The following is a 21578-nucleotide window of genomic DNA, read 5'->3' as shown; positions in this document are numbered from 1 at the left end:
GAGCCTATGAGAGGGAAAGCATGCCATGAATGCTGAAATCCAGCCTCGTGTCACAGTCGCGGAACCACGTCTCCGCTCTGAATGCACCGCGCTGGTGCTGCAAGGCGGGGGAGCGCTGGGTTCCTACCAAGCCGGGGTCTACGAAGGGCTCTGCGAAGACGGTCATTCGCCGGACTGGGTCGCCGGCATCTCGATCGGCGCCATCAATGCCGCCCTCATCGCCGGCAACCCACCAGACCAGCGTGCCGAGCGGCTGCGAACCTTCTGGGAGAGGGTCTCCTCTGGCGTTCAGGGGGAGCCACTCGTGCCCGGCGAGCGGGCGCGGGCCTGGTTCAACGAAGCCAGCGCCGCGCTGATCGCGAGCTTCGGGGTCCCGGGCTTCTTCACGCCGCGATGGCCACCGGCGCTGTTCTACCCGCCGGGCGCTCCCCAGGCCCTGAGCTACTACGACACCGCCTCGCTGAAGGCCACGCTGGAAACACTGGTGGACTTCGACCGCATCAATGCTCGGGAGATCCGCCTGAGCGTCGGTGCGGTCAACGTACGCACGGGCAACTTCGTCTACTTCGACAATGCGCACGACCGGATCGGGCCCGAGCACATCATGGCCTCCGGCGCGCTGCCACCGGGTTTCCCGCCGGTCGAGATTGACGGCGAGCACTATTGGGACGGCGGCCTCGTCTCGAACACGCCGCTTGAATACGTCCTCGACCAAGAGTCCACCAAGGATCTCAAGATCTTCCAAGTCGACCTGTTCTCGGCCCGGGGACCGATGCCGCGCACCCTGGTCGAGGCCGCCGAGCGCGAGAAGGACATCCGCTACTCAAGCCGCACCCGCCTCAACACCGATACGGCCATGCGCCTCCGCAAGGCCAAGGCTGCCTTTCGGCGCCTGGCCGAGAAGCTGCCGCCGGAGCTTCGCCAGGACCCCGACACGGCCTTCCTGTCCGAGGTCACGCATGAGAACGCGGTGACGATCATGCAGGTGATCTACCGGCGCAAGAACTACGAGGGCAACGCGAAGGACTACGAGTTCTCGCGCCAGACCATGCTGGAGCACTGGGCCGCCGGCCGCGCGGACGTCCGGCGCGCGTTCCGTCAGCGCGGCTGGATGGATCATGCGCGCGAGGAAGACGGCCTCAGCGTCTTCGACCTGACCCGCGATGCCCGCGACTGAGTGGCGACCACACGACAGGAGACAGCAAGACATGACCCGTGAAGACATCCTGAGTGCCCCCTCGATGCCGGCGTTCAGCCCGAGCTACCCGCGCGGGCCCTACCGCTTCGTCCGGCGCGAGTACCTGATCATCACGTACGAGACCGACCCGGAGGCGTTGCGCGCAGCCCTGCCCGAGCCGCTCGAACCCGCGCCGGGAAACCTCGCCTTCTACGAGTGGATGAAGATGCCGGACTCCTCCGGCTTCGGCGACTACGAGGAGAGCGGCTCGGCCATCGTCGCGACCTACAAGGGCCAGCCCTGCAACTTCTCGGTCCAGATGTACCTCGACGACGAGCCGCCCATCACGGCGGGGCGCGAGATCTGGGGATTTCCGAAGAAGTACGGCGTGCCGAGGCTGGCGGTGACCAAGGACACGCTCACGGGCACCCTGCACTACGACGGCGAGCGGGTGGCGATGGGCACGATGACCTACAAGCACCGCAGCCTGGAGGACCAACTCGACAAGGTTCGCGAGGGCATCGGCCACCTCAACGTCAATCTGAAGCTCATCCCCGACGTCGACGGCGGCGTGAAGGTCGCTCAGCTCGTCGGCTACCAGCTGCGGGATGTGACGGTGCATGGCGCCTGGGAGGGTGAGGCCCGGCTCCACCTCATCCCGCATGTCAACTGCCGCGTGGCCGACCTGCCGGTGCGCCGCATCGTCGGCGGCCGGCACCAGGTCGTCGACTTCACGCTGCCCTACGGCGAGGTGCTGCACGATTACCTGGGCTGACGGGGCGGCGGCACGCCCTGTCCCAATTGATCGAACCTGGAGCTTCCCATGTCCCTTAAATCCAAGACTGCCCTCGTGACCGGCTCGACCAGCGGCATCGGGCTGGCCATCGCCCATTCATTCGCCAAGGACGGTGCCAACGTCGTCCTCAACGGCTTCGGCAAGCCGGACGAGATTGAGCGCGAGCGATCCGCCATCGAGGCCGAGTTCGGCGTCAAGGCGGCCTACTCGGCGGCCGACATGACGAAGCCCGACGAGATCGCCGCGATGGTGCGCGAGGCGGAGGCACGCGTCGGCGCGATTGACGTGCTCGTGAACAACGCCGGCATCCAGTTCGTCGCCCCCATCGAGGAGTTCCCGCCGGAGAAGTGGGATCAGATCATCGCCATCAACCTGTCCTCGGCCTTCCACACCATGCGGGCGGCAATCCCCGGCATGAAGGCGCGGGGCTGGGGCCGGATCATCAACACGGCCTCGGCGCACTCGCTCGTCGCCTCGCCGTTCAAGGCCGCCTATGTGGCGGCCAAGCACGGGATCGCCGGCCTGACCAAGACGGCCGCCCTCGAACTGGCAACGCACAAGATCACCGTGAATTGCATCTCGCCGGGCTACGTCTGGACGCCTCTGGTCGAGGCCCAGATCCCCGACACCATGAGGGCGCGCGGGCTGACCAAGGAGCAGGTGATCAATGACGTGCTCCTGCAGGCCCAGCCGACCAAGCAGTTCGTCACGGTCGATCAGGTCGCCGCGCTCGCAACCTTCCTGTGCTCGGATGCGGCAAGCCAGATCACCGGAGCGAACCTGTCCATGGACGGAGGATGGACGGCGGAGTAGCCGCCGCTCGGCAGCGTACACGACGGTCCAATAAGAAACCTTGGTTTCGATTACGCAGGGTGCGGCCGGAGGTAAAAAAGCACGATACGCCAGTAGGTTGCGCATCGCTTGCCGAGGGCGCATGATACTGCGCGGAGCTTTGAGAACGCACCGAGTGCAGTTGGCCAGGAGAGACTTGGTCGAACTGGATGTCCCTCTTGGGAGTTCACCGGTCCCACAAGGTGGTCCGCTTTAACAGTTGGACGCCGGCGCCAACCGGGCAAGGCAGCGTGGAGAACCGGCAGCCTTTCGCTGTAGAGCCCTTCCGCAGACGTCGGCCAGGCTCTTGGAAATCTTGCGGACCTTCCTTGGTCATCACTGGAAACGGCCATCATGCGCCGTACAATTCCGTTCAGCTGAGGCGGTTTCCTCCTGCATGCGAAACTTCGGCATCTCGGCCGCCCAGTCGGAGACTCGGAGCGATTGCTCCTCCAGAGTAGGGGAGTCGAAGCACATGATCATGTCGTCGGATTGGTGCCGCGATGGATCGAACGAACGGAGTGGCTCGGCCGCGAGTGATACCAACTCCACCATAATCCTGACGGCCGCAGCCCTTGCGGCGCTGACAGTGTTCGCTTTGGACACTTGGGTGTCTGTGCGGGATGCAGTCGCCGTTCTGTACGTTCTCGTCGTGCTGACGACAGTGACGCTATACCGTCGATCCTACGTCGTCATCGTGACGGGCGCCTGCGTAGCCCTGACCCTCCTCAGCTATGCAATCACCCATGGGGGCGAAGCCGAACCGGCGGCCTCCATCCGAATGCTGGTCAGCATTTTGTCCATTCTGATCACGGCCATGCTCGTCATGAAGGTCGTATCAACGACATATACGCTACGCCAAACGGAAAGACGGCAAGCCAATCTTTCGCGCTTCTTCTCTCCACAGCTGGTCGATCAGATTGCGGAAGCGGACGTTCCGTTGTCCCAGTCGCGCCACCAATCTGCCTCGATCATGTTCGTCGACATGGTGGGCTTCACGTCGTATTGCGACCGCATGTCCCCGGAGGCCGTCGTCGAGATGCTCCGCGACATCCTGAAGATCCTCGGCGACTGCGTGTTCGCTCGGAACGGAACGATAGACAAGTTCACCGGCGATGGTGTGATGGCCGTTTTTGGGCTGCCCTTCCCTTCCCAGAGCGATGGAACCAACGCCGCCCTATGCGCGCTCGAGATTCTGGAGGTGGTCGAAACCTGGAACACCCGCGCAGGCCGAAAGGGATCTCTGAAGATCCAGGTTGGGGTTGGCATCCACTACGGCGACGTCGTTCAGGCTGATGTCGGCTCAGAGCAGCGCCTCGAGCTGACCACGTTCGGCGATGCGGTTAACGTCGCTTGCCGGGTCGAGGCATTCACCAGACAACTCGATGCCTCCGTGCTCGTCACCAAGTCCTTCGTCGCGCTGCTGGAGCGAGAGGGTGCAGAGGCACTTGTCGCGGAGTTTCACGACTTGGGCAGACACCAACTCCGCGGCCGTACTGATCTTACACACCTCTTCGGGAAACGGAGGCAGGCTGCAGCCGCAGGTTGATGCCCGCATTTGTGTTCCGATCTGGGCCACTGACGTCTAGGGCTTGTCGAGATTCAACGTGAGTTGATGACGGCGCACGGAGGTAGATCAAAGCAGTAAAGTTCTGGTCAGTCTTGTCGGCGCGCATGGCAATGCGCTTGAATTCTTTGAGCCTGGCGAAGAATTTCTCGACAAGGTGACACCATGTGTAGAGATCGCGATCAATCTCGCGGGGTTCACGACGCTTGGGATGCGGAGAGATGACGACGGCTGCGCCGCGCTCATCCATCTCTTGGATGATCCAGTTGGGCGCCTGCAGCCGTGCCCAGCAGCAGACGAACTGAGAAGGCACATCACCGTCAACCAGGTTGGTATCAACTCAAGTGCGCCGACGCACGGTGACCGGCGCTGAAAGGTTTATATCAACCATATCGCAATGAGCCAAGGCAGTGGCCCTCTCAAGGATCCCACGCTCCGACCGCTCAGAAACCTTGGAGAACTTCGATGACCTTTCGTTCTCTCGTTCTCGCTGTTCTGGCATCCGCCACTCTGACCGGCACTGTGATGGCGGATGACCGCATTCATCTCACTCCGCCGCTCTACCGTGAGCAGGCCCGAGCCACGGCAGCCGTGCGCCCGGCCTCCGAGCTGACGACGACGCCGTCTGTGGTCCCGCGTGCCCCCACGAACCCACGCGTCGTTGCTGAGGCAGCTGCGACCTCAACCCGCTAAGACGACCCGTTCTGTAGTCGTCCGTTCTCGGCATCGCCCCGGCCTCGCGCCGGGGCTTTCCTTTGCCCTTTCAGCCTTTGTCTGTAGGCGCGGGTGCAGGACGACCTCGCGGCTGACCGGGGCGTGGTGCAGCACCAGGGCGCGGGCATTGTCGAGTAGCACCTCGTGCGGCACGCCGCCGAAGGCCCGGAAGGCGCTCTCCAGCCCCGCAAACCAGTCCTCCTGCCGCTCGTGGCCGAAGGCACGCACGTGCAGGCGGCGCGAGTAGCCGAGCGTCGCCACGAACAGGGAAACCCGGGTCGGCACGCCGCCGATCTCGACGCGCCGTTCGCCGAAGTCGATCTGCATCTGCTCGCCCGGCCGCGTCTCGAACCGCACGCTCGCCCGCGCGGCGATCACCAGATCCCGCCGCAACGGCGCGACCGCCAGCTCCACCGTGCGCAGGCTGACATGGAGGCCCTTCTCGCTCGCCAGATCCTGGGGCACGACGTCGGCGTTGCCCGCATGCTGCCGGAAGCGCTCGGCCAGCCAGTCGGCCAAGCCGTCGAGCTGCTTCGAGCGCGAGAGCGTCGCGCAGGGGCGCCAATCCCCCCGTCGCAGCCAGTGCTTCACCGTGTTCTTCGAACAGCCAAGCTCTGCCGCGATCCGCTTCGCGCCGCAGCCTGTGGCAAGCCCGGCAGCAGAGTGCTCGACGAAGACGATCTCGCATGGCGCTCAGCAAGGCTTTCACCGCACTTGCATCCTCTGTCGCCGACGCTGCAGGCCGACCGAGTGCATTCGCAGTTCAGCCTCGTGCTGATCTTGGCTTGAGCGGTAAACCAGCCAGTTCGTTCATCGACAGCGCGATCTACGCAGCCCTGTCTGACCTAATGCGTTTCTGATGCGTGATTGCTGCCAAGGCCACCCGGATGTCTGTCCCCCGGCGGGTCGCCGCATTGGCAGCGTGCTGCACCCGACGGGGAGGCCTTGCTCATGCCTGATCACGTCTACAACGTCCTGTTCCTCTGCACGGGCAACTCAGCCCGCTCGATCCTGGCCGAGGCCATGCTCAACAAGGAGGGTCAAGGCCGCTTCCGCGCTTTCTCGGCTGGCAGCCAGCCGAAACCTGACCTCAACTCGATAGCCGTGCAGGTCCTGCGCGAGCCCGACTACCCGATTGAGGGGTTGCGCTCCAAGAGCTGGGACGAGTTTGCAGAGCCCGACGCGCCGGTCATGGATTTCGTCTTTACCGTCTGTGACAACGCCGCGGGCGAAACCTGCCCCTACTGGCCCGGTCAGCCGATACCAGCACACTTGGGGCATCGAGGACCCCGCTGCAGTTGAGGGCTCGGAGATGGAGCGCAAGGCCGCCTTCGTCACCGCCCAGCGCTACCTCAAAAATCGCATCGCAGCCTTTGTTGCTTTGCCGATCTCCAGCCTCGACCAAATCGCGCTGACGTCACAAGTCCGCGAGATCAACCAGCAGGCGGGTGCCACCTCGCCCCGTCCACAGGACGCATGATTCAGATAAGATAACCAGAAATTCCGTCCCACAATAACTTCAGCGCTGTGATGATCAATAGTCCGTAACAAGCCTGATACAACTGACGTTGGTCCAGCCTTCCGTGAAGCCGCCAACCAAGCCATACCCCAACGGGAATGGCGAGCGCGCAAATCACCATCAATATCACGATGTTGCCCGATGGTCTCACCAACAGCAGCCAAGGCAGCGCCTTTATCAAATTGCCCACGGTGAAGAACAGGCTCGTCGTACCTGCATAGATTTCCTTGCTCAAGCCGAGTGGCAGCAGATACATTGCCAGCGGCGGCCCTCCCGAATGAGCCACCATGGTGGTAACGCCCGATGCGAGACCGGCTGTGATCGCCTTCGGCGCCGAACGCGGACGGATCGTCACCTTCGCACCTCCGACAAACCAGAGACCGACGAAGATCAGGGTGATCGCCGCCATCAAGATCGCTATGGCGCGGTGATCGAGGACGCGGAATAGCAGGTAGCCGAACCCAATCCCGATCACGAGGCCCGGCAACAGCAGCACAAGGTCCGGTTTCGACCATGTCGAGGGCCGCCAGTATCGCAATGCGAACAGGTCCATCGCGACGAACAATGGCGCCAGCAGGCCACCAGCCGTCACCGGATCCATCACGATCGACAACAGCGGAATGCCGACGATGGCGAACCCGCCGCCAAACGCGCCTTTCATGAAGCAGATCAGGAAGACACCAGCAAAGGCGATGACGATCGTCGCAGTAGTCAGCTCCATGCGATCCTCCCGTCACTACACCGCGGGGCGGCGCCCGACATTCCAGTCAGCTTCTTTGACCAAGGTTACCCGATGCGCCTCGTATTGTCCGGTGCACATACCTGCTTGAGCACGTGCCGGCAGGCATAGGGACGAACCGGAGCTTCAGATCGATTTGCGGATTGGCCTGAACGCTGTGCGAACCGCGGCCTTCGACAGGTCCGACTGTTTTCGCCGCCTGACGCAACGGCTGGGCGGAATCGCCGCGTCGGTCCGGAGACGGCGGGGCCGCCCCGATCCGCGCCATCCAAGGGCCGACGGCTATTCTATGTGCGCAACGTTACTTTCATCATGCAAGTTTGTGTGCAATTGCTTGCCTCATGCAACGCACTTCCTTCGGCCAGATGCCCTGTCCCGTCGCCCGTTCCCTGGAGCGGATCGGCGAGTGGTGGAGCATCCTCATCCTGCGGGATGCCTTCTACGGCCTGACCCGCTTCGACCAGTTCGAGCAGAGCTTGGGCATCGCGCCCAACATGCTGACCCGCCGCCTCAAGGCGCTCTGCGAGGCGGGACTCCTCGAACGGCGGCCCTACCAGGACCGGCCGCCGCGCTACGAGTACCTGCTCACCGAGAAGGGCCGCGACTTCCGACCGGTGCTGTGGACCCTGTTCGCCTGGGGCAACCGGCATCTCGCCCCCGAGGGCGAGAGCGTGACCCTCGTCGATCCCGAGAGCGGCTTGCCCATCGATCCCGTGGTGGTCAACCGGCATACCGGCCGCCCCCTCGCCGAGGGCGTGCGCGTGGTGGCCGGCCCGGCCGCGTGCGAATCCCTTCGGCGCCGTTTCGAGCGCCGGACCACGATCTGAGGTTCGGAGGACCCGACGATGGGCGAGGCCGCGACGATCGACGCCTTCGAGAGGGCCGGGGCATCGGCGGGCCTCGCCGCGCCGCGGCAACGCGGGTCGCGCAAGCGGGCGGCGCTCATCGGCCTCGCGATCCTGACGCTCTCGGGCGGCGGCGCCTACGGGCGCTACTGGTGGGAGACCGGCCGTTTCCTCGAGGGCACCGACGACGCCTATGTGGGCGGCGACGTCACGGTCATCGCGCCGCGCGTCTCGGGGTTCGTCGCCGCCGTGCTCGTGACCGACAACCAGCGTGTCCGGGCCGGCGACCTCCTCATCCGCATCGACGACCGCGACTACCGCGCGGCGCTGGCCCGGGCCGAGGCGGCGGTCGCAGGGCAGGAGGCAACGCTCCTCAACCTCGCCGCCAACCGGCGCCTGCAGGAGGCCGTGATCGCGCAAACGCGCGCCGATCTCGCCGGGGCGGAGGCCGAGGCAGCCCGCACCCGGTTCGACTACACCCGCTACCGTCAGCTCTCGGCGAGCCGCTACGCCTCCGAGCAACGCTTCGAGCAGGCCGAGGCGGACGACAAGAAGGCAGCGGCCGCGGTCGAGAAGGCCCGCGCCAACCTGGAGGCCGCCGAGCGCAAGGTCGCGGTTATCGACACGAAGACGCGGCAAGCCGAGGCCGCGCGCGACCAGGCGCTGGCCGAGCGCGACATCGCCCGGCTCAATCTCGGCTACACCGAGATCCGGGCGCCGATCGACGGCGTGGTCGGCAACCGCAGCGCCCGCACCGGCTCCTACGCCACGCCGGGCGCGAGCCTCGTCGCGCTGGTGCCGGCGCAGGGGCTCTGGGTCGACGCGAACTTCAAGGAGAGCCAGCTCGCCGAGATGCAGCCCGGCCAGACCGCGAGCGTGGTAGCGGACGTGCTCCCGGACGAGACCTTCCGCGGCCATGTCGAGAGCCTCGCGCCCGCGACCGGCGCGCAGTTCAGCGTGCTGCCGCCCGAGAACGCCACCGGCAACTTCACCAAGATCGTCCAGCGCGTTCCGGTGCGCATCCGCCTCGACGGCGAGGCCGGGCGGCTCGGGCGCCTGCGTCCCGGCCTCTCGGTGACGGCCTCGGTCGACCGCCGTGGCGGCACGGTCGAACCCGACGGCCCGACCCGGAGCGAGGGTGTCGTGGTCGGCGAGCTCGCCCGATGAGCGCCGCCGCGACCGCCGGCGACCGGCCCCACGCCTCGCCCTCTCCCGCCCCTGCGAGAGCGGAGTTGAGCGATGGCCAGAAGGTCTTCGTCTTCGCGGTCATGTGCGTCGGCTTCTTCATCGCGCTTCTCGACATCCAGATCGTCTCCGCCTCGCTGAAGGACATCGGCGGCGGGCTCTCGGCGAGTCCGGACGAGGTCGCCTGGGTTCAGACCAGCTACCTCATCGCCGAGATCATCGTGATCCCGCTCTCGGGCTTCCTCGCCCGGGTGATGTCGACCCGCTGGCTGTTCTGCACCTCGGCTGCCGGTTTCACCGCCACGAGCCTGCTCTGCGGCTGGGCCTGGGACATCGAGAGCATGATCGCCTTCCGAGCGCTGCAGGGCTTCCTCGGCGGCTCGATGATCCCGACGGTGTTCACCACCGCCTTCGCCTTCTTCCCCGGCAAGAAGATGGTTGTGGCCGCCGCGACCATCGGAGCGCTCTCCTCCCTCGCACCGACGCTCGGACCAACGGTGGGCGGCTGGATCACCGACAACTTCTCCTGGCACTGGCTGTTCTTCGTCAATCTCGTGCCCGGGATCTTCGTCGCTGTCGTCGTGCCGCTGATGGTGCGCGTCGACGAACCGGAGCCCGCCCTCCTCGGAACCGCGGACTGGCTCGGTATCGCCCTGATGGCGCTGTTCCTCGGCTGCCTCGAATACACCCTCGAGGAGGGGCCGCGCTGGAACTGGACCGAGGACACGACGATCCGGGCGACCGCCTGGATCTCGGGCCTCTCCGGAATCGGCTTCGTCTGGCGCAGCCTCACCTACGCGCACCCGATCGTCGATCTGACGGCGCTGCGTAGCCGCAACTTCGCCCTCGGCTGCCTGTTCTCCTTCGTCACCGGCATCGGCATCTTCGCCACGATCTACCTCACGCCGCTCTTCCTCGGGCGGGTGCGCGGCTTCTCCGCCCTGCAGATCGGGCTCGCCGTCTTCTCCACCGGCGTCTTCCAGGTGATGGCGATCCCCGTCTACGCGATCCTCGCCAAGCGCGTGGACCTGCGCTGGCTGATGATGTTCGGCCTCGCCCTGTTCGGCCTCAGCATGTGGTCGTTCACACCGATCACACACGCGTGGGGCTCGGACGAACTGCTGCTGCCGCAGGCCCTGCGCGGCTTCGCCCAGCAATTCGCGGTGGCGCCGACCGTGACGCTGACCCTCGGCGGCCTCGATCCGGCGAGGCTCAAGCTCGCCTCGGGCCTCTTCAACCTGATGCGCAATCTCGGCGGCGCCATCGGCATCGCGGCCTGCGCCACCATCCTCAACGACCGCACCAACCTGCACTTCCTGCGGCTCGCCGAGCACCTCAACCCGGCCAATCCGGCGATGCTTGCGGCCCTACGCGGCATGGAGGCGCGGATGTCGGGCGCCTTCGCGGGCGATCCGTCCCACGGCCACGCGGGCGCGCTGCGCCAGCTCTGGGCCCTCGCCTACCGCGAGGCCCAGACCATGACCTACGCCGACTCCTTCGTCGCCATTACGATCTGCTTCGCCCTCGCCACCGCCCTCGTGCCCCTGATGCGCCGGATCGCCCCGCCGGGAGGACCAACAGCCGATGGGCACTGACGCACTCGTTTCCCCCTCGTCCCCTGCCGTCCCGGCCGCGCCGGTGCGGCGTCGGGTCGTCGAATGGGCCGATCCGCGGGCGACCGCGCGAGCGGGCGAGGCCCGCGCCGGCCTCGACTTCCTGCGGGCCCTCATCGCCGGCGACGTGCCGCCGCCGCAACTGATCGCGCTCCTCGGGATCGATCTCGTCTCGGCGGATGCGGGTTGGGTGATGATGCGGATGAGGGCGGACGAGCACCTCTACAACCCGTTGGGCTCGGGTCCACGGCGGAGCCATCGCCTCGCTCCTCGACAGTGTGACGGGATGCGCGGTGCACTCCACCCTGCCGCTCGGACGCGGCTACACCACTCTGGAGATCAAGGTGAACTACCTGCGGGCCGTGACCGCGGCCTCGGGTGTCCTCACGGCGGTGGGTCACGTCGTCCATGCCGGCAGCCGCCAGGCGGTCGCCGAGGCGCGGCTCAGCGACGAGGCGGGCCGCCTTTGCGCCACGGCGAGCACCACCTGCCTCCTGTTCGACTTGCCGGAGGCGCGCGCCGCCGCGCCCGCTGCCTGATCCGGCCGAAGTGCCTAGCCCTCCACCCGATCGGCGCGACGGGGGCGGTGCTGACCACGCGGCTCCTCCACGCCATGCGGCGTGACGGCGTGCGGCGCGGACTCGTCACCATCTGCATCGGTGGCGGCCAAGGCATCGCGCTCGCGCTCGAAGCGGCGTGAGCGTCTCCCTTCGCGGCGCTGACACCGCACTCAAGCCGTCAGGAAAGGGACAAGCCCATGGCTGCGCCTAAGACCGCTCGTCGATCGAGAAGCCTGATCCATTGATGCGGCCGCAGAAAGGGATGGCCCTGCGAACGTCCGGCTGGTTCGATACCTTGGTATGACTCACTCGTCCTTACGTATGCTCAATCGAGACACGTGGCTACTATCCAATATTCGTCTGGCATACCAATATCGGAACTAGATCGAGTGCAGCGGAAACGGTATCTCCCGATTATTGAAACCCCACGACGGATCGGTGAAATCTGGTCTATCCTTCGCCTCGGAAGCATCCGCCATGAACGCGATCACGCCAACCCGCGACGAGAACAGCCTGAGCCGCGAGGAGTTGCGCGAAATCGTGCGCCTCTTGAACCGCTACGGCATCGCCAAGTTCGGCGACGAATGGGGACCAGGCGCGGCCAATCCTTGGCTGGCCGGCGGCGAGCGGCTCGAAGAGTTGCTCGACAAGCTGGACCGCACAGGCTGATCGGAGACGCACATATGACTGATGGCCACAGAAATTGCTGATCGAACTGAAGGTCCCTCTTGGCGAACTGAGAGGCGCTGCGATGAAACCCTACTTTCGCGACGCAGACCTGAGCCGTGATTGCCGCGTCTCTCCGCGGCGAGGCACTGGATCGCCCTGGGGCCAAGGGGTCCCGGGCCTTATCAGGGGCATCAGGGCAGGACGGATTGCCTGTCCCGGTGTGTAGCCCTGGGTCCTGACATCCCGGCGGCTCGCCCGTACGTCGAGGCGTAGGGAGGCAGTGGGTGGCCGGACTGCTTCTCCGCCCTTGCTGCCTACGAGGACCGCCTGGGGGCCAAGACCAGCTGTGGCTGACGCCGGACATCGAAGGCTGCCGAAACGGCGATTGCGTCCCGATACGGTCATCACCGGCGCAGCCGCGACACGGTCCATCGGGAGGATGCCGCCTCCTGATATCGCCAGCATCAGCCGGCGCCGTCGAGCAGAGGAAGTCATCCGCTCAGAAGCCGAGACGAGGGATGAGAACGTTGAACCTTTTGCAGCGTGACTTGGGGCTGCAACCGCCCCCGCCCCTGCCTCCACCGGGAAGGAAGGTTGCACGCGCTCCCGCGATCATTGTGACGCTCTTGATCGTCGCGATCGTTGGCCTGTCCCTGTGGTATCTGGTGCAGCCGCAGCCTCTCATTATCCAAGGCGAAGCGGACGCCACGCGGATCGATATCGCGGCCCGAGTCGACGGTCGCGTCGGTCGGCGCCCCGTCTCGCGGGGCGAGGATGTCAGTACAGGACAGCTGCTTCTCGCGATCGACAATCCCGAACTCCTCACGAAACAGCGTGAGGCCGAGGCGAACTTGGCCGTGGTGACGGCGCAGCTGGCCAACATCGAAGCCGGCACCCGTGCAGAGGTGATCGCCCAGCGCAAGGCCGCCGTCGAAACGGCCTCGGCCAACCTGACCCTTGCACAGCGGACCTATGAGCGCGTCAAGACGCTGGCGGGGAGCGGCAACGCGCCGATCCAGCGCCTCGACGAAGTGACGGATGCCCTTCATGTCGCGGAGCGCAGTTTGGACCAGGCCAAGCTCGCGCTTCAGGCCGCCGTCACCGGCTACACGGCGGAGGAGCGGGGCATCGCGCACGCCAACGTCACCAAGGCGAAGGCCACGATCGATACCATCAAGGCGCAGGTCGACGAGCTCGTCGTCAAGGCGCCCTTGTCGGCACAGGTCTACCAGATCAGCGCCGAAATCGGCGAATATGTCTCGCCCGGTGTGCCGCTCCTGTCCCTGATCGATCTCAGCGACCTGTGGCTACGCTTCAACCTGCGCGAGGACCTTGCCAAGGGATTGAAGACGGGGGATCGGTTCGAGATGCGGGTTCCCGCCCTCGGCGATCAGCCGATCACCGCGGAGATCCGGCTGATCGCCACGAAGGGCGAGTACGCGGGCTGGCGGGCCACGCGGGCGACAGGCGATTTCGACCTGCGAACCTTCCTGATCCGTGCTTATCCGGTGACCCCGGTCCCGGGACTGCGGCCCGGGATGAGCGTCTACGCCGACTGGCCGAGGGCAAGGCGATGAAGCCCCCCGCGCAGCCCGGCCTCCTGCTCGTCGCGACACGGGAACTGCGCTGGATGTGGCGCGACCGCCTCGCGCTCTTCCTCGCGATCGGGGTTCCACTGATCGCCGTGGCGATCCTCGCCGCGACGTTCAGCAACGTCGTGATCCGCAACCTCCAGGTCAGCGTTGTCGATGCCGACCGCTCGCCGACGTCGCTGGTCTACGTCCAGGCCATCGCCTCGGCACCGGGCGTCAGCGTCGCGCACCGATCCGGCGACATGACGAGCGCGATGCACGCGGTTCGATCTGGCGAGGCAATTGCGACCGTCTATATCCCGGAGAATTTCGAGCGCGACCTCGTCGCAGGTCGGCGTCCTCAGATCGTCGTCCTCTACAACCGTCAATACTTCACGCCGGGCAACAGTGCGTCCGCCGCACTGTCGGCCGGCATCGCGGCGGCAACGGCGACGCTCGGGCCGCCAGGGCCATCACGGGGCAGATCGTACGCGCCGGGGTCTCTCGTGGTCGAGCAGTACGTTCTGACCAATCCCGCCCTGAACTACGCTCAGTTCCTGTTGCGGGCCGTCCTCCCGCACGTCCTTCACGTCATCACGGCGATCGCCGCCGGATACGCGGTCGGCTCCGAGTTCTCGCGGCGCAGCCGCCGCGCCTGGCTTCGGGCGGCCGGCGGCAGTTGCCTCACCGCCCTGGTCGGCAAGCTCGCTCCGTTGTTCGGCATCTTCCTGCTGATGCTGGCCGCCGAGGCCGGCCTCATCCACGGGCTGTTCCATGTCCCGTTCCGCGGCGACTCAATTCTGATGGGGGCGGCGGCGATCCTCCTGGTCGCAGCCTACCTGTCGCTCGGCGCGCTGCTGCAACTCCTGACCGGCAATCTCGCGCTCGGCATGAGTCTGACCGCCATCATCTGCAATCCGGCCTTCGGCTTCGCCGGCGTCGGCTTTCCCGTGCTCGCCATGAACGGGTTCGCGCGCCTCTGGGGTGATCTGCTGCCTCTGCGCTGGTATATCCAGATCCTGTTCGACCAAGCGGTGCGAGGCCTGCCGCCCTCGAGTTCGGTCGCGCCGCTCCTGACCCTCTGCGCATTGACTTCCGCCGCGTTCGCTCTCGCGTGGTGGCGCCTGCGCGTCGTGGCGCGGACAAACCCACGGCGGCCTACCGAACCTGTGGCACCCGAAGACCGCGCGCCGGTGAGCGGTATCGGTGGAGCCATGGCTGCGGAGTGGCGCCGCACCCTCAATGACCGCGGCGTCTTCGGCCTGATCGTGCTGGCGCCGGTGATCTACGGCATCCTCTATCCGCAGCCCTATCTCGGCCAATTGCTGCGCGAGATCCCGATCGCCATCGTCGATCAGGATCATACGCCCCTAAGCCGCCACATCACCCAGATCGTGGATGCGGACGAGGCCGTCGCCGTCACGGTCCGCGCCGACACCCTGGCGGAGGCACAAGCCGCCCTCGCACGCCGCGAGGTCTTCGCTATCCTGGGCATTCCCGCAGACACCGAGCGCGACATCCTGAAGGGTAGGCCGGCCCGGCTCGCCGCTTATGTCGACTCGGCCTATTTCCTGATGTTCAACCGCATGCTGCAGGGTCTCTCCGAGGCGGCCGGCACCGTCACCTCCGAGATCGCAGCCCGCGGCGCCAGGCTCGACGGCAGTCTCGCTCGCGCGGCGCTCGCGCGCAGCGCTCCGGTGGAAGTTGTGTCGCAACCCCTCTTCAACCCGACCGGAGGATACGCGAGCTACGTGGTTCCGGCGGCCTTCGTGTTGATCCTGCAGCAGACGTTGCTCCTGGGCTCCGCGACCGTGGGGGGCGTCGCCTTCGAGCAGGCCGGGAGCCTCGGGCGGCGACGCCGGGCGGGGGCGCGGACCATCCTGGGCCAGGCGCTCGCGCATCTCCTGCTCGTGATGCCCGGGGTGGCGCTGTACCTGATCGTCCTGCCGCGGATCTACGGCTTCTCGACCCTCGGGCGGCTCGTGGACCTGTTCCTCCTGGCCTGTCCCTTCGTCCTGTCGGTCAGCTTCCTGGCGCAGTTCGTGAGCGTCTGGTTCAAGCGCCGCGAGACGGCTGTCCTGCTCTTCATCGCGGCGAGCCTGCCGCTCTTCTTCATGGTCGGCGTGTCCTGGCCGGTCGAGGCGATCCCCGATGTGATCCGCTCGGTGAGCCGGATCTTTCCCAGCACCTCCGCAATCGACGGGCTCGTCCGCATCAACCAGATGGGCGCGACCCTCCACGACGTCCGGCGCGATTGGCTCATCCTCTGGGCGCTGACCGGGATCTACGGGCTCCTCGCCATTCTGGCGGCACGATCGGCAAACAGAGGGATGGCCGGCGATGCGCGGTAAAGCGACGTGGCGTGTTCTGGCGGGCGCAGCGATCGCCGTCTCCATCGCCGCGGCGGCCTATCTCTGGTGGCCCCAGAGCGAGAGCGCGCCGCCGCTATCCCCCGGCGTCGTGCATTGGACCGAGATCCGCATCGCCCCCGAGACGAGCGGCCGGCTCGCGTCGTTCCGGGTGACGGCCGGACAGCCGGTGCGGCAGGGAGACGTGCTGGCGGTGCTGAACAGCCCTGAACTCGCGGCGGCGGTTCAGGAGGCGAGAGCCAACGCCGCCGCCGCGCAGGCCGATCTCGCCAACGTGCTCGCGGGGGTGCGCAAGGAAGAGGTCGATACGGCGGCACAGAACGTGCGCATCGCCGAGGCCAACCTCCTCCTCGCGCGCCAGCAGCATGAACGCGTCACAACGCTCGCGTCCCATGATTACGCCAGCAAACAGCAGCTCGACGAGAGCACGGCCGCCCTCGGCAAGGCTGAGGCCGCCCTCACCCTGATGCAGGCGACCTTTGCCCAGCAGCGAGCCGGTCCGACCAACGAGGAGCGCGACATCGCGAAGGCCAAGGTCGAACTCGCGAACACCGCCCTCGCGGTTCTCGAAGCCAGGCTTGGCAAGACCACTCTCATCGCGCCGAGCGACGGCGTGGTGGGCCTGCTCGTGGCCGAGCCGGGCGAAGCGATCTCCCCCGGGCAGCCAATCATGACGTTGTCGGCGACGAGCGAGCCCTGGTTCACCTTCACCATCCGCGAGAACCGGCTCGCAGGCATTACGCTCGGCACAGCCCTGACGCTGCGGACTTCGGGCGGCGAAGACATCCACGCTCAGGTCAGCGAACTGCGACCGCTCGGCGAGTTCGCCGTCTGGCGCGCGGCACGCGCCGTTGGCGACCACGACGTGAACAGCTTCCTGGTGCGGGCCGACGCCGACGCACCGGCGCGGGAAGTGGAACCCGGTATGACGGTTTGGATCGCGCACGGACGCGAGTGATCGAGAGCAGTCGTAGACCGTGGCTTGTCGTTTGCCCCTTGGGACACGAGCGAACGAAGCGGAGACGTGCGGTCGTCCCGCGTCCGTCGAACGGCCCGCTTTCCTGAAGGGACGGTCGGCCACATGACTCCAACCCTGCTGCCTGCTGTGGCGCTCGTCGCACTAACCCTGCTGGGTCTCGTTGCACTCCGGCCGTTCTCGTACCGCACGCGGATCGGCTTCGATCTCGTCTGCTTTGTCGCCATCAGCGTCTTCCTTCTGGGCGAGGGCGTGTTCCCGGTGTTTCCGCCCCCGAGCGGACCTCTCGACGGCACGGAGTTGTGGCTCCGTGCCGTTTGCGGCGCCTGGTGGTTGCTCGGTGCCAGGATTCTGGTCGCCGTCCTGTGGGTGACGCTTCACCGGAGCCGTCGGTCACGCGAGGCGAGGCTGTTCTCGGATCTCACCGCCTCAGCGATCTACCTCGCAGCCGCGCTGGTCGTCCTGAACTCGGTCCTCGCCCTCCCGGTGACGGGGCTTCTCGCGACCTCGGGCATCGTGGCGATCGTCCTCGCCCTCGCACTTCAGAGCACGCTGGCAGACGTCTTTGCGGGCATTGCCGTCGGCATCGAGGCGCCGTTCGGCGTCGGCGATCGCATCCAGATCGACGACAAGGTGGAGGGGCGGATCGTTCAGATCAACTGGCGCTCCATCCGGATCCTCACCGATGAAAACGACGTGGCGGTTATCCCCAACAGCATCGTGGCGAAGGCCAAGATCGTGAACAGGAGCTTCCCGGACCCCCAACGGGCCGCGTCGGTCGAGATCAGCTGCCCGCGGGACGTGGCACCCGAGCACGTCATTGAAACGCTCCTTCATGCGACGCTGCTCTGCCCCGATATCCTATCGACGCCAAAGGCATCCGCTGTCCTCTCGCGGCTCGGTCCCAGGTGGAATGCCTACCGGGTCGCATTCTCGGTCGGGGATTCGAAATCCGTCTCTCGTACGAAGGACCAACTTCTCAGGGCAGCCCGCCGCCAGCTGCACTACGCTGGCCTCCTGGACGAGGATGGCCGGAGAACGGATCAGCGCTCCCCCGGAACGGACCGATTGGATGTGGCTCGCCGGGTCTTGAGCGATATCATCATTTTTGAAGGTCTTGCCGACCAGCAAATCACCAGTTTAGCAGGTCAGCTCGAATTGCGGCGCCTTGAACCCGACGAGGTGCTGTTTACTCAGGGCGCGGTTGATCCTTCGCTTTACATCGTCGTAGCGGGCGTCCTGGAGTTCACTCGGGTCACGGGCATGGCTGGCGAGACGATCGGCTGCATCGGAGCCGGCGAGTACGTTGGCGAGATCGGGCTTCTCACCGGGGCGCAACACGCAGCAACGGCACGCGCACGAACGCATTGCCGCATCTATCAGCTTCCCCGCGAGGCTATCGCGGAACTTTTATCTGATCATGTTGAGCTGGCGGAAGCGTTGGATCGTTCGATGCGACGTGGCTTGGCAACCCTGCACCGCGAGATCGCGGTTCGCGCCACCCCGGACATCGGCGCGCCGGCGCAATTACTGCAACGGATCCGCAGTCTCTTTCACAAGCACCCGTCCGTGTAATCTGCGCCTTCGCGCCGGACAACGTGCGGGGGATCTGCAACGTTGTTAATCTCATTCAAGAGTGCGCGGCTGCAGTGCTCGGGGTCTGCGAAAGTGCGCTCTCGACTTGAAACCGGCACCTGAAAGTGGAGCAGCCGAACGTCGGCTCCTGGCGGATTTTGTTGAAAAACTCGAGGTGCGGTCGGCGCGTCCCACTCGGCGGAGCTCGATGGAGAACGACCTGCTCTAAGTACGCTGAAACGCTGCGCTTCAGCGGCGTATGTCGGCCGATGAGAGAAGGTCATTCTCCGCAAAACTGGGCGTGATGCAGCCGCGGAGACTTACGTCGCGTTTTTCAACATCGGGTAATGGGCGGCAGCTCTCCCGCGGAAGGCCGATAGGATCGGCTCCGCTGCCGGAAGAGGAGGCTGATCATGGAGTATTTCGCTGGCCTGGATGTCTCGATGGAGGAGACGCACGTCTGCGTGCTCGACCGCGACGGAGTAATTACCCATCAGGCGAAGGTGGCCTCTACGCCTGCAGACATCGCGCAGGAACTCAAGAAGGCGCCCGCCTGCCGTCGGGTTGTGTTCGAGACGGGCCGGATGGCTCCGATGCTGTTCCACGGCTTGGCTGAACACGGTGTGCCGGTCGTCTGCGTCGAGAGCCGGCAGGCTTACCAAGCGCTGAAGTCGCTCACGACGCACAAGACCGACCGCAACGATGCGCGCGGTCTCGCTCACCTGGCACGAACGGGCTTCTTCAAGTCGGTGCACGTGAAGTTGTTGCCGGCTCACGCCGTGAGGTCGTTGATCATCGCTCGCAAGAAGCTGGTGGGCCAGCGGGTCACGTTGGAGAACCAGATCCGCGGCCTTGCCGTCGTGTTCGGGGTGCGACTGCCGCGGGCGCTCAGCCCTGCGTTCATCGAGCAGGCTCTGCGTTCGAGCGAGGGGATCACTGGGCTGTCTGCCGCCATGCGCGGCCTGATCGGAGCGCGAGCTGCCGTGCTGGCCGCCGTCATCGCCATCGACGCAGATATCAAGCGGATGGTCCGAGCCTCAGAGGCCTGCCGCCGCTTGATGACGATCACGGGCGTCGGTCAACTCACCGCGCTCGCCTTCACGGCAGCCATCGACGATCCTGAGCGCTTCAAGCGCTCTCGCGACGTCGGGCCGTATCTCGGTCTCGTCCCACGGCGTTACCAATCGGGCGAGGTCGACTACACCGGCAGCATCTCGAAGTGCGGCGACCGGCGGGTCAGAACGCTCCTGTACGAAGCCGCCAACGTGATGCTGACGCGCTGCAGACAGCCTCTGAAGCTCAAGGCTTGGGCTCTGGCCATCGCGAAGCGCTCGACGATGCGCAAGGCGCGCATCGCTCTCGCGCGTCGGCTGGCGATCATCATGCACGCGATGCTGCGGCAGGGCACCGAGTTCAAGCCTGCGTAGCGGCTGACATCACCGGACAGGAGGCCGAACCGAGCTCCCGAGCGGGAGCGACGCCCGAGGGAGGGAGCAGACGATGGCGCCGATTCTGTAGCATGCGGCCTCGCGCCGGCTGCGATTTCAACCGAGCCGCTCTGCACCCAGCTGACCCCATCAAGTGCCGCACGAGCACGTAGAGAACGCAGGCACCCGAAAGCGTCGAACGCTCTGGACCGAGCTGCCGCCCATTGACCCATTAGAGAACAAAATCGGCGCTACCCAGACTTATAACTTGGGCTGCTACGATGTCCGGTTCCGATTGCCGAGACGGCAGCGTCTATGACCACGATGGGCGCGAACCGGAACGGGTAATCCGGGCTGAAAGCGCGCTGAGCCCGCACCTCGGCTGTTCGCCTGCTCTGGCGTCGCGCAGCCCACATCCGATCCGACATCGCAGCACTTGTGCTAGGCTCGATGCGCGGCCGAATGATCGGCCTGTGCCGTGTCGCGAACGCTGATCGATGGGTTCTGCGATGAAGACGCTGCTGGTGCCTGTCCTGGGTCATGATGGCCTGAGGGCGATTGTCGATACCGCCTGCCTCGCCGGGCAGCGCTTCGACAGCATCATCGAGGCATGCAGCTTCCGACATGCGCTCGCCGATTACCTGCGCGGCAACGCGGCAGGCAATCTACCATGGCACTTCGAGGAGCAGGTCCGAGCCAGCGACCTCGCCCGTGCGGAAGACCTCGCGCGCAAGCAAGTATTCGCACATGCCATGGAAACGCGTGGCATGCGGGAAGAAGCGGCGCCCGGTCTCGGCGTGTGCTTCCGCTGGCGAGCGGAGCCCCTGTGCGGCGATCACGTTTTGGGTCAGCAGGCCCGGCTCTTCAGCGCCACCGTGATAGGGCAGCCTGAGTCCACCGGCGCCAGTCCTGAAATGGCGACGTTCGAGACGCTGCTGTTTGAGAGTGGCAGGCCGGTCCTGATCGCTCCACCGGCGGCTCCCGCTTCCCTCGGTGAGTCCATTCTCATTGCTTGGAACGGCTCGACGGAGACCGCGCGCACGATTGCCTTTGCCGAACCCTTCCTGCGACGGGCGAGGCGCATCTGGGTGTTGGCGATCGAAGGCAGCAGCGTTCCCGGCCCGTCCGCTCAGGAACTTGCGGAAGCTTTGAACAGGGCAGGTATCGCGGCCGAGGCACGCACCCTGACCTCGAGCCGGTTCTCGTCCGGCGAGGTATTCCTTGCCGAGGCTCAGGCGCTTAGCTCCGATCTGCTGATCAAGGGCGCGTACACGCAGAGCCGCTTGCGACAGATGTTCTTTGGCGGTGCGACCAGCCACATCCTGCGGCACGCCAAGTTGCCTGTGCTCATGGCGCACTAGGGGGCGATCTAGGCGACCGGGCGTCGTTTCGAGCGGGGCACACAGTCATCGAGCCCCCTTTGTTCACCGGCTGTGGTCCGGCTT

Annotated in this window: 18 protein-coding genes and 2 pseudogenes; 17 read left to right on the top strand and 3 right to left on the bottom strand. The window is 65.8% G+C overall.

The window, feature by feature from the left end; all coding sequences use genetic code 11:
• Positions 1-25 precede the first annotated feature (25 nt).
• The 4 genes from F6X53_RS03955 to F6X53_RS03940 all read left to right on the top strand — a co-directional run bounded on the left by F6X53_RS03955 (position 26) and on the right by F6X53_RS03940 (position 4353).
• Entirely contained in the window at positions 26-1177 is a 1152-nt protein-coding gene (locus F6X53_RS03955; RefSeq protein ID WP_150997459.1) for a patatin-like phospholipase family protein, read from the top strand.
• A gap of 31 nt (positions 1178-1208) precedes the next feature.
• Complete coding sequence (locus F6X53_RS03950; protein ID WP_150997457.1) at positions 1209-1952, top strand: acetoacetate decarboxylase; 744 nt, start codon at positions 1209-1211, stop codon at positions 1950-1952.
• Between the two features lie 48 nt (positions 1953-2000).
• A complete protein-coding gene (locus F6X53_RS03945) occupies positions 2001-2786 on the top strand; it encodes a 3-hydroxybutyrate dehydrogenase (protein ID WP_150997456.1) in 786 nt (261 codons plus the stop codon).
• A 493-nt stretch (positions 2787-3279) separates the two neighbouring features.
• Complete coding sequence (locus F6X53_RS03940; RefSeq protein ID WP_191970680.1) at positions 3280-4353, top strand: adenylate/guanylate cyclase domain-containing protein; 1074 nt, start codon at positions 3280-3282, stop codon at positions 4351-4353.
• Here the strand turns inward: F6X53_RS03940 and F6X53_RS03935 are convergent.
• Together F6X53_RS03935 and F6X53_RS03925 are read right to left on the bottom strand one after the other, a co-directional pair.
• Positions 4307-4621: a transposase gene (locus tag F6X53_RS03935; protein WP_150997454.1), complete on the bottom strand. Its 315-nt coding sequence runs from the start codon at positions 4619-4621 to the stop codon at positions 4307-4309. The two genes, F6X53_RS03940 and F6X53_RS03935, sit on opposite strands and share 47 nt — an antisense overlap.
• Positions 4622-5052: 431 nt before the next feature.
• Complete coding sequence (locus F6X53_RS03925) at positions 5053-5709, bottom strand: DDE-type integrase/transposase/recombinase (RefSeq protein WP_280525995.1); 657 nt, start codon at positions 5707-5709, stop codon at positions 5053-5055.
• A 327-nt stretch (positions 5710-6036) separates the two neighbouring features.
• Between F6X53_RS03925 and F6X53_RS03915 the strand changes: the two are divergent.
• A pseudogene (locus tag F6X53_RS03915) lies at positions 6037-6565 on the top strand (arsenate reductase ArsC).
• A gap of 1 nt (position 6566) precedes the next feature.
• Here the strand turns inward: F6X53_RS03915 and F6X53_RS03910 are convergent.
• A complete protein-coding gene (locus F6X53_RS03910; RefSeq protein WP_150997450.1) occupies positions 6567-7325 on the bottom strand; it encodes a sulfite exporter TauE/SafE family protein in 759 nt (252 codons plus the stop codon).
• Between the two features lie 359 nt (positions 7326-7684).
• Here F6X53_RS03910 and F6X53_RS03905 point away from each other — a divergent pair, with 359 nt between their 5' ends.
• The 12 genes and pseudogenes from F6X53_RS03905 (at position 7685) to F6X53_RS03850 (ending at position 21494) form a co-directional block, all read left to right on the top strand.
• Entirely contained in the window at positions 7685-8170 is a 486-nt protein-coding gene (locus tag F6X53_RS03905; RefSeq protein WP_150997448.1) for a winged helix-turn-helix transcriptional regulator, read from the top strand.
• Positions 8171-8188: 18 nt separating this feature from the next.
• Positions 8189-9355 carry an HlyD family secretion protein gene (locus tag F6X53_RS03900; protein ID WP_150997446.1) on the top strand — a complete coding sequence of 389 codons (1167 nt, stop codon included), beginning with the start codon at positions 8189-8191 and terminating at the stop codon, positions 9353-9355.
• Between the two features lie 65 nt (positions 9356-9420).
• Positions 9421-10968, top strand: coding sequence for a DHA2 family efflux MFS transporter permease subunit (locus F6X53_RS03895; protein WP_238298904.1), 1548 nt, complete (start codon positions 9421-9423; stop codon positions 10966-10968).
• Between the two features lie 311 nt (positions 10969-11279).
• Positions 11280-11525 (top strand): PaaI family thioesterase, encoded by a 246-nt coding sequence (locus F6X53_RS33040; RefSeq protein ID WP_244965516.1) that lies wholly within the window; start codon positions 11280-11282, stop codon positions 11523-11525.
• A gap of 23 nt (positions 11526-11548) precedes the next feature.
• Positions 11549-11686 (top strand): annotated as a pseudogene (locus F6X53_RS03885) (acetyl-CoA C-acyltransferase); the annotation flags it as partial.
• A gap of 337 nt (positions 11687-12023) precedes the next feature.
• Complete coding sequence (locus tag F6X53_RS03880; RefSeq protein ID WP_150997442.1) at positions 12024-12215, top strand: hypothetical protein; 192 nt, start codon at positions 12024-12026, stop codon at positions 12213-12215.
• Between the two features lie 527 nt (positions 12216-12742).
• Positions 12743-13792, top strand: coding sequence for an HlyD family secretion protein (locus F6X53_RS03875; RefSeq protein WP_342353990.1), 1050 nt, complete (start codon positions 12743-12745; stop codon positions 13790-13792).
• Positions 13789-16137 (top strand): ABC transporter permease, encoded by a 2349-nt coding sequence (locus F6X53_RS03870; RefSeq protein WP_150997438.1) that lies wholly within the window; start codon positions 13789-13791, stop codon positions 16135-16137. The genes F6X53_RS03875 and F6X53_RS03870 overlap by 4 nt, the downstream gene beginning before the upstream one ends.
• On the top strand, positions 16127-17113 hold the full coding sequence (locus F6X53_RS03865; RefSeq protein ID WP_150997436.1) for an HlyD family secretion protein: 987 nt from the start codon (positions 16127-16129) through the stop codon (positions 17111-17113). Before F6X53_RS03870 ends, F6X53_RS03865 begins: the two co-directional genes overlap by 11 nt.
• A 123-nt stretch (positions 17114-17236) precedes the next feature.
• Positions 17237-18706, top strand: a complete 1470-nt coding sequence (locus tag F6X53_RS03860) for a mechanosensitive ion channel family protein (protein WP_150997434.1) — start codon at positions 17237-17239, stop codon at positions 18704-18706.
• A 413-nt stretch (positions 18707-19119) separates the two neighbouring features.
• Positions 19120-20133 carry an IS110 family RNA-guided transposase gene (locus F6X53_RS03855; RefSeq protein ID WP_150997432.1) on the top strand — a complete coding sequence of 338 codons (1014 nt, stop codon included), beginning with the start codon at positions 19120-19122 and terminating at the stop codon, positions 20131-20133.
• A 509-nt stretch (positions 20134-20642) separates the two neighbouring features.
• Entirely contained in the window at positions 20643-21494 is an 852-nt protein-coding gene (locus tag F6X53_RS03850; RefSeq protein ID WP_150997430.1) for a universal stress protein, read from the top strand.
• The last annotated feature ends 84 nt before the right edge of the window (positions 21495-21578 follow it).

It is taken from the genome of Methylobacterium soli (assembly GCF_008806385.1).
GTDB classification, from domain to species: domain Bacteria; phylum Pseudomonadota; class Alphaproteobacteria; order Rhizobiales; family Beijerinckiaceae; genus Methylobacterium; species Methylobacterium soli.
This window is presented reverse-complemented; position numbering and strand designations above follow the sequence as displayed.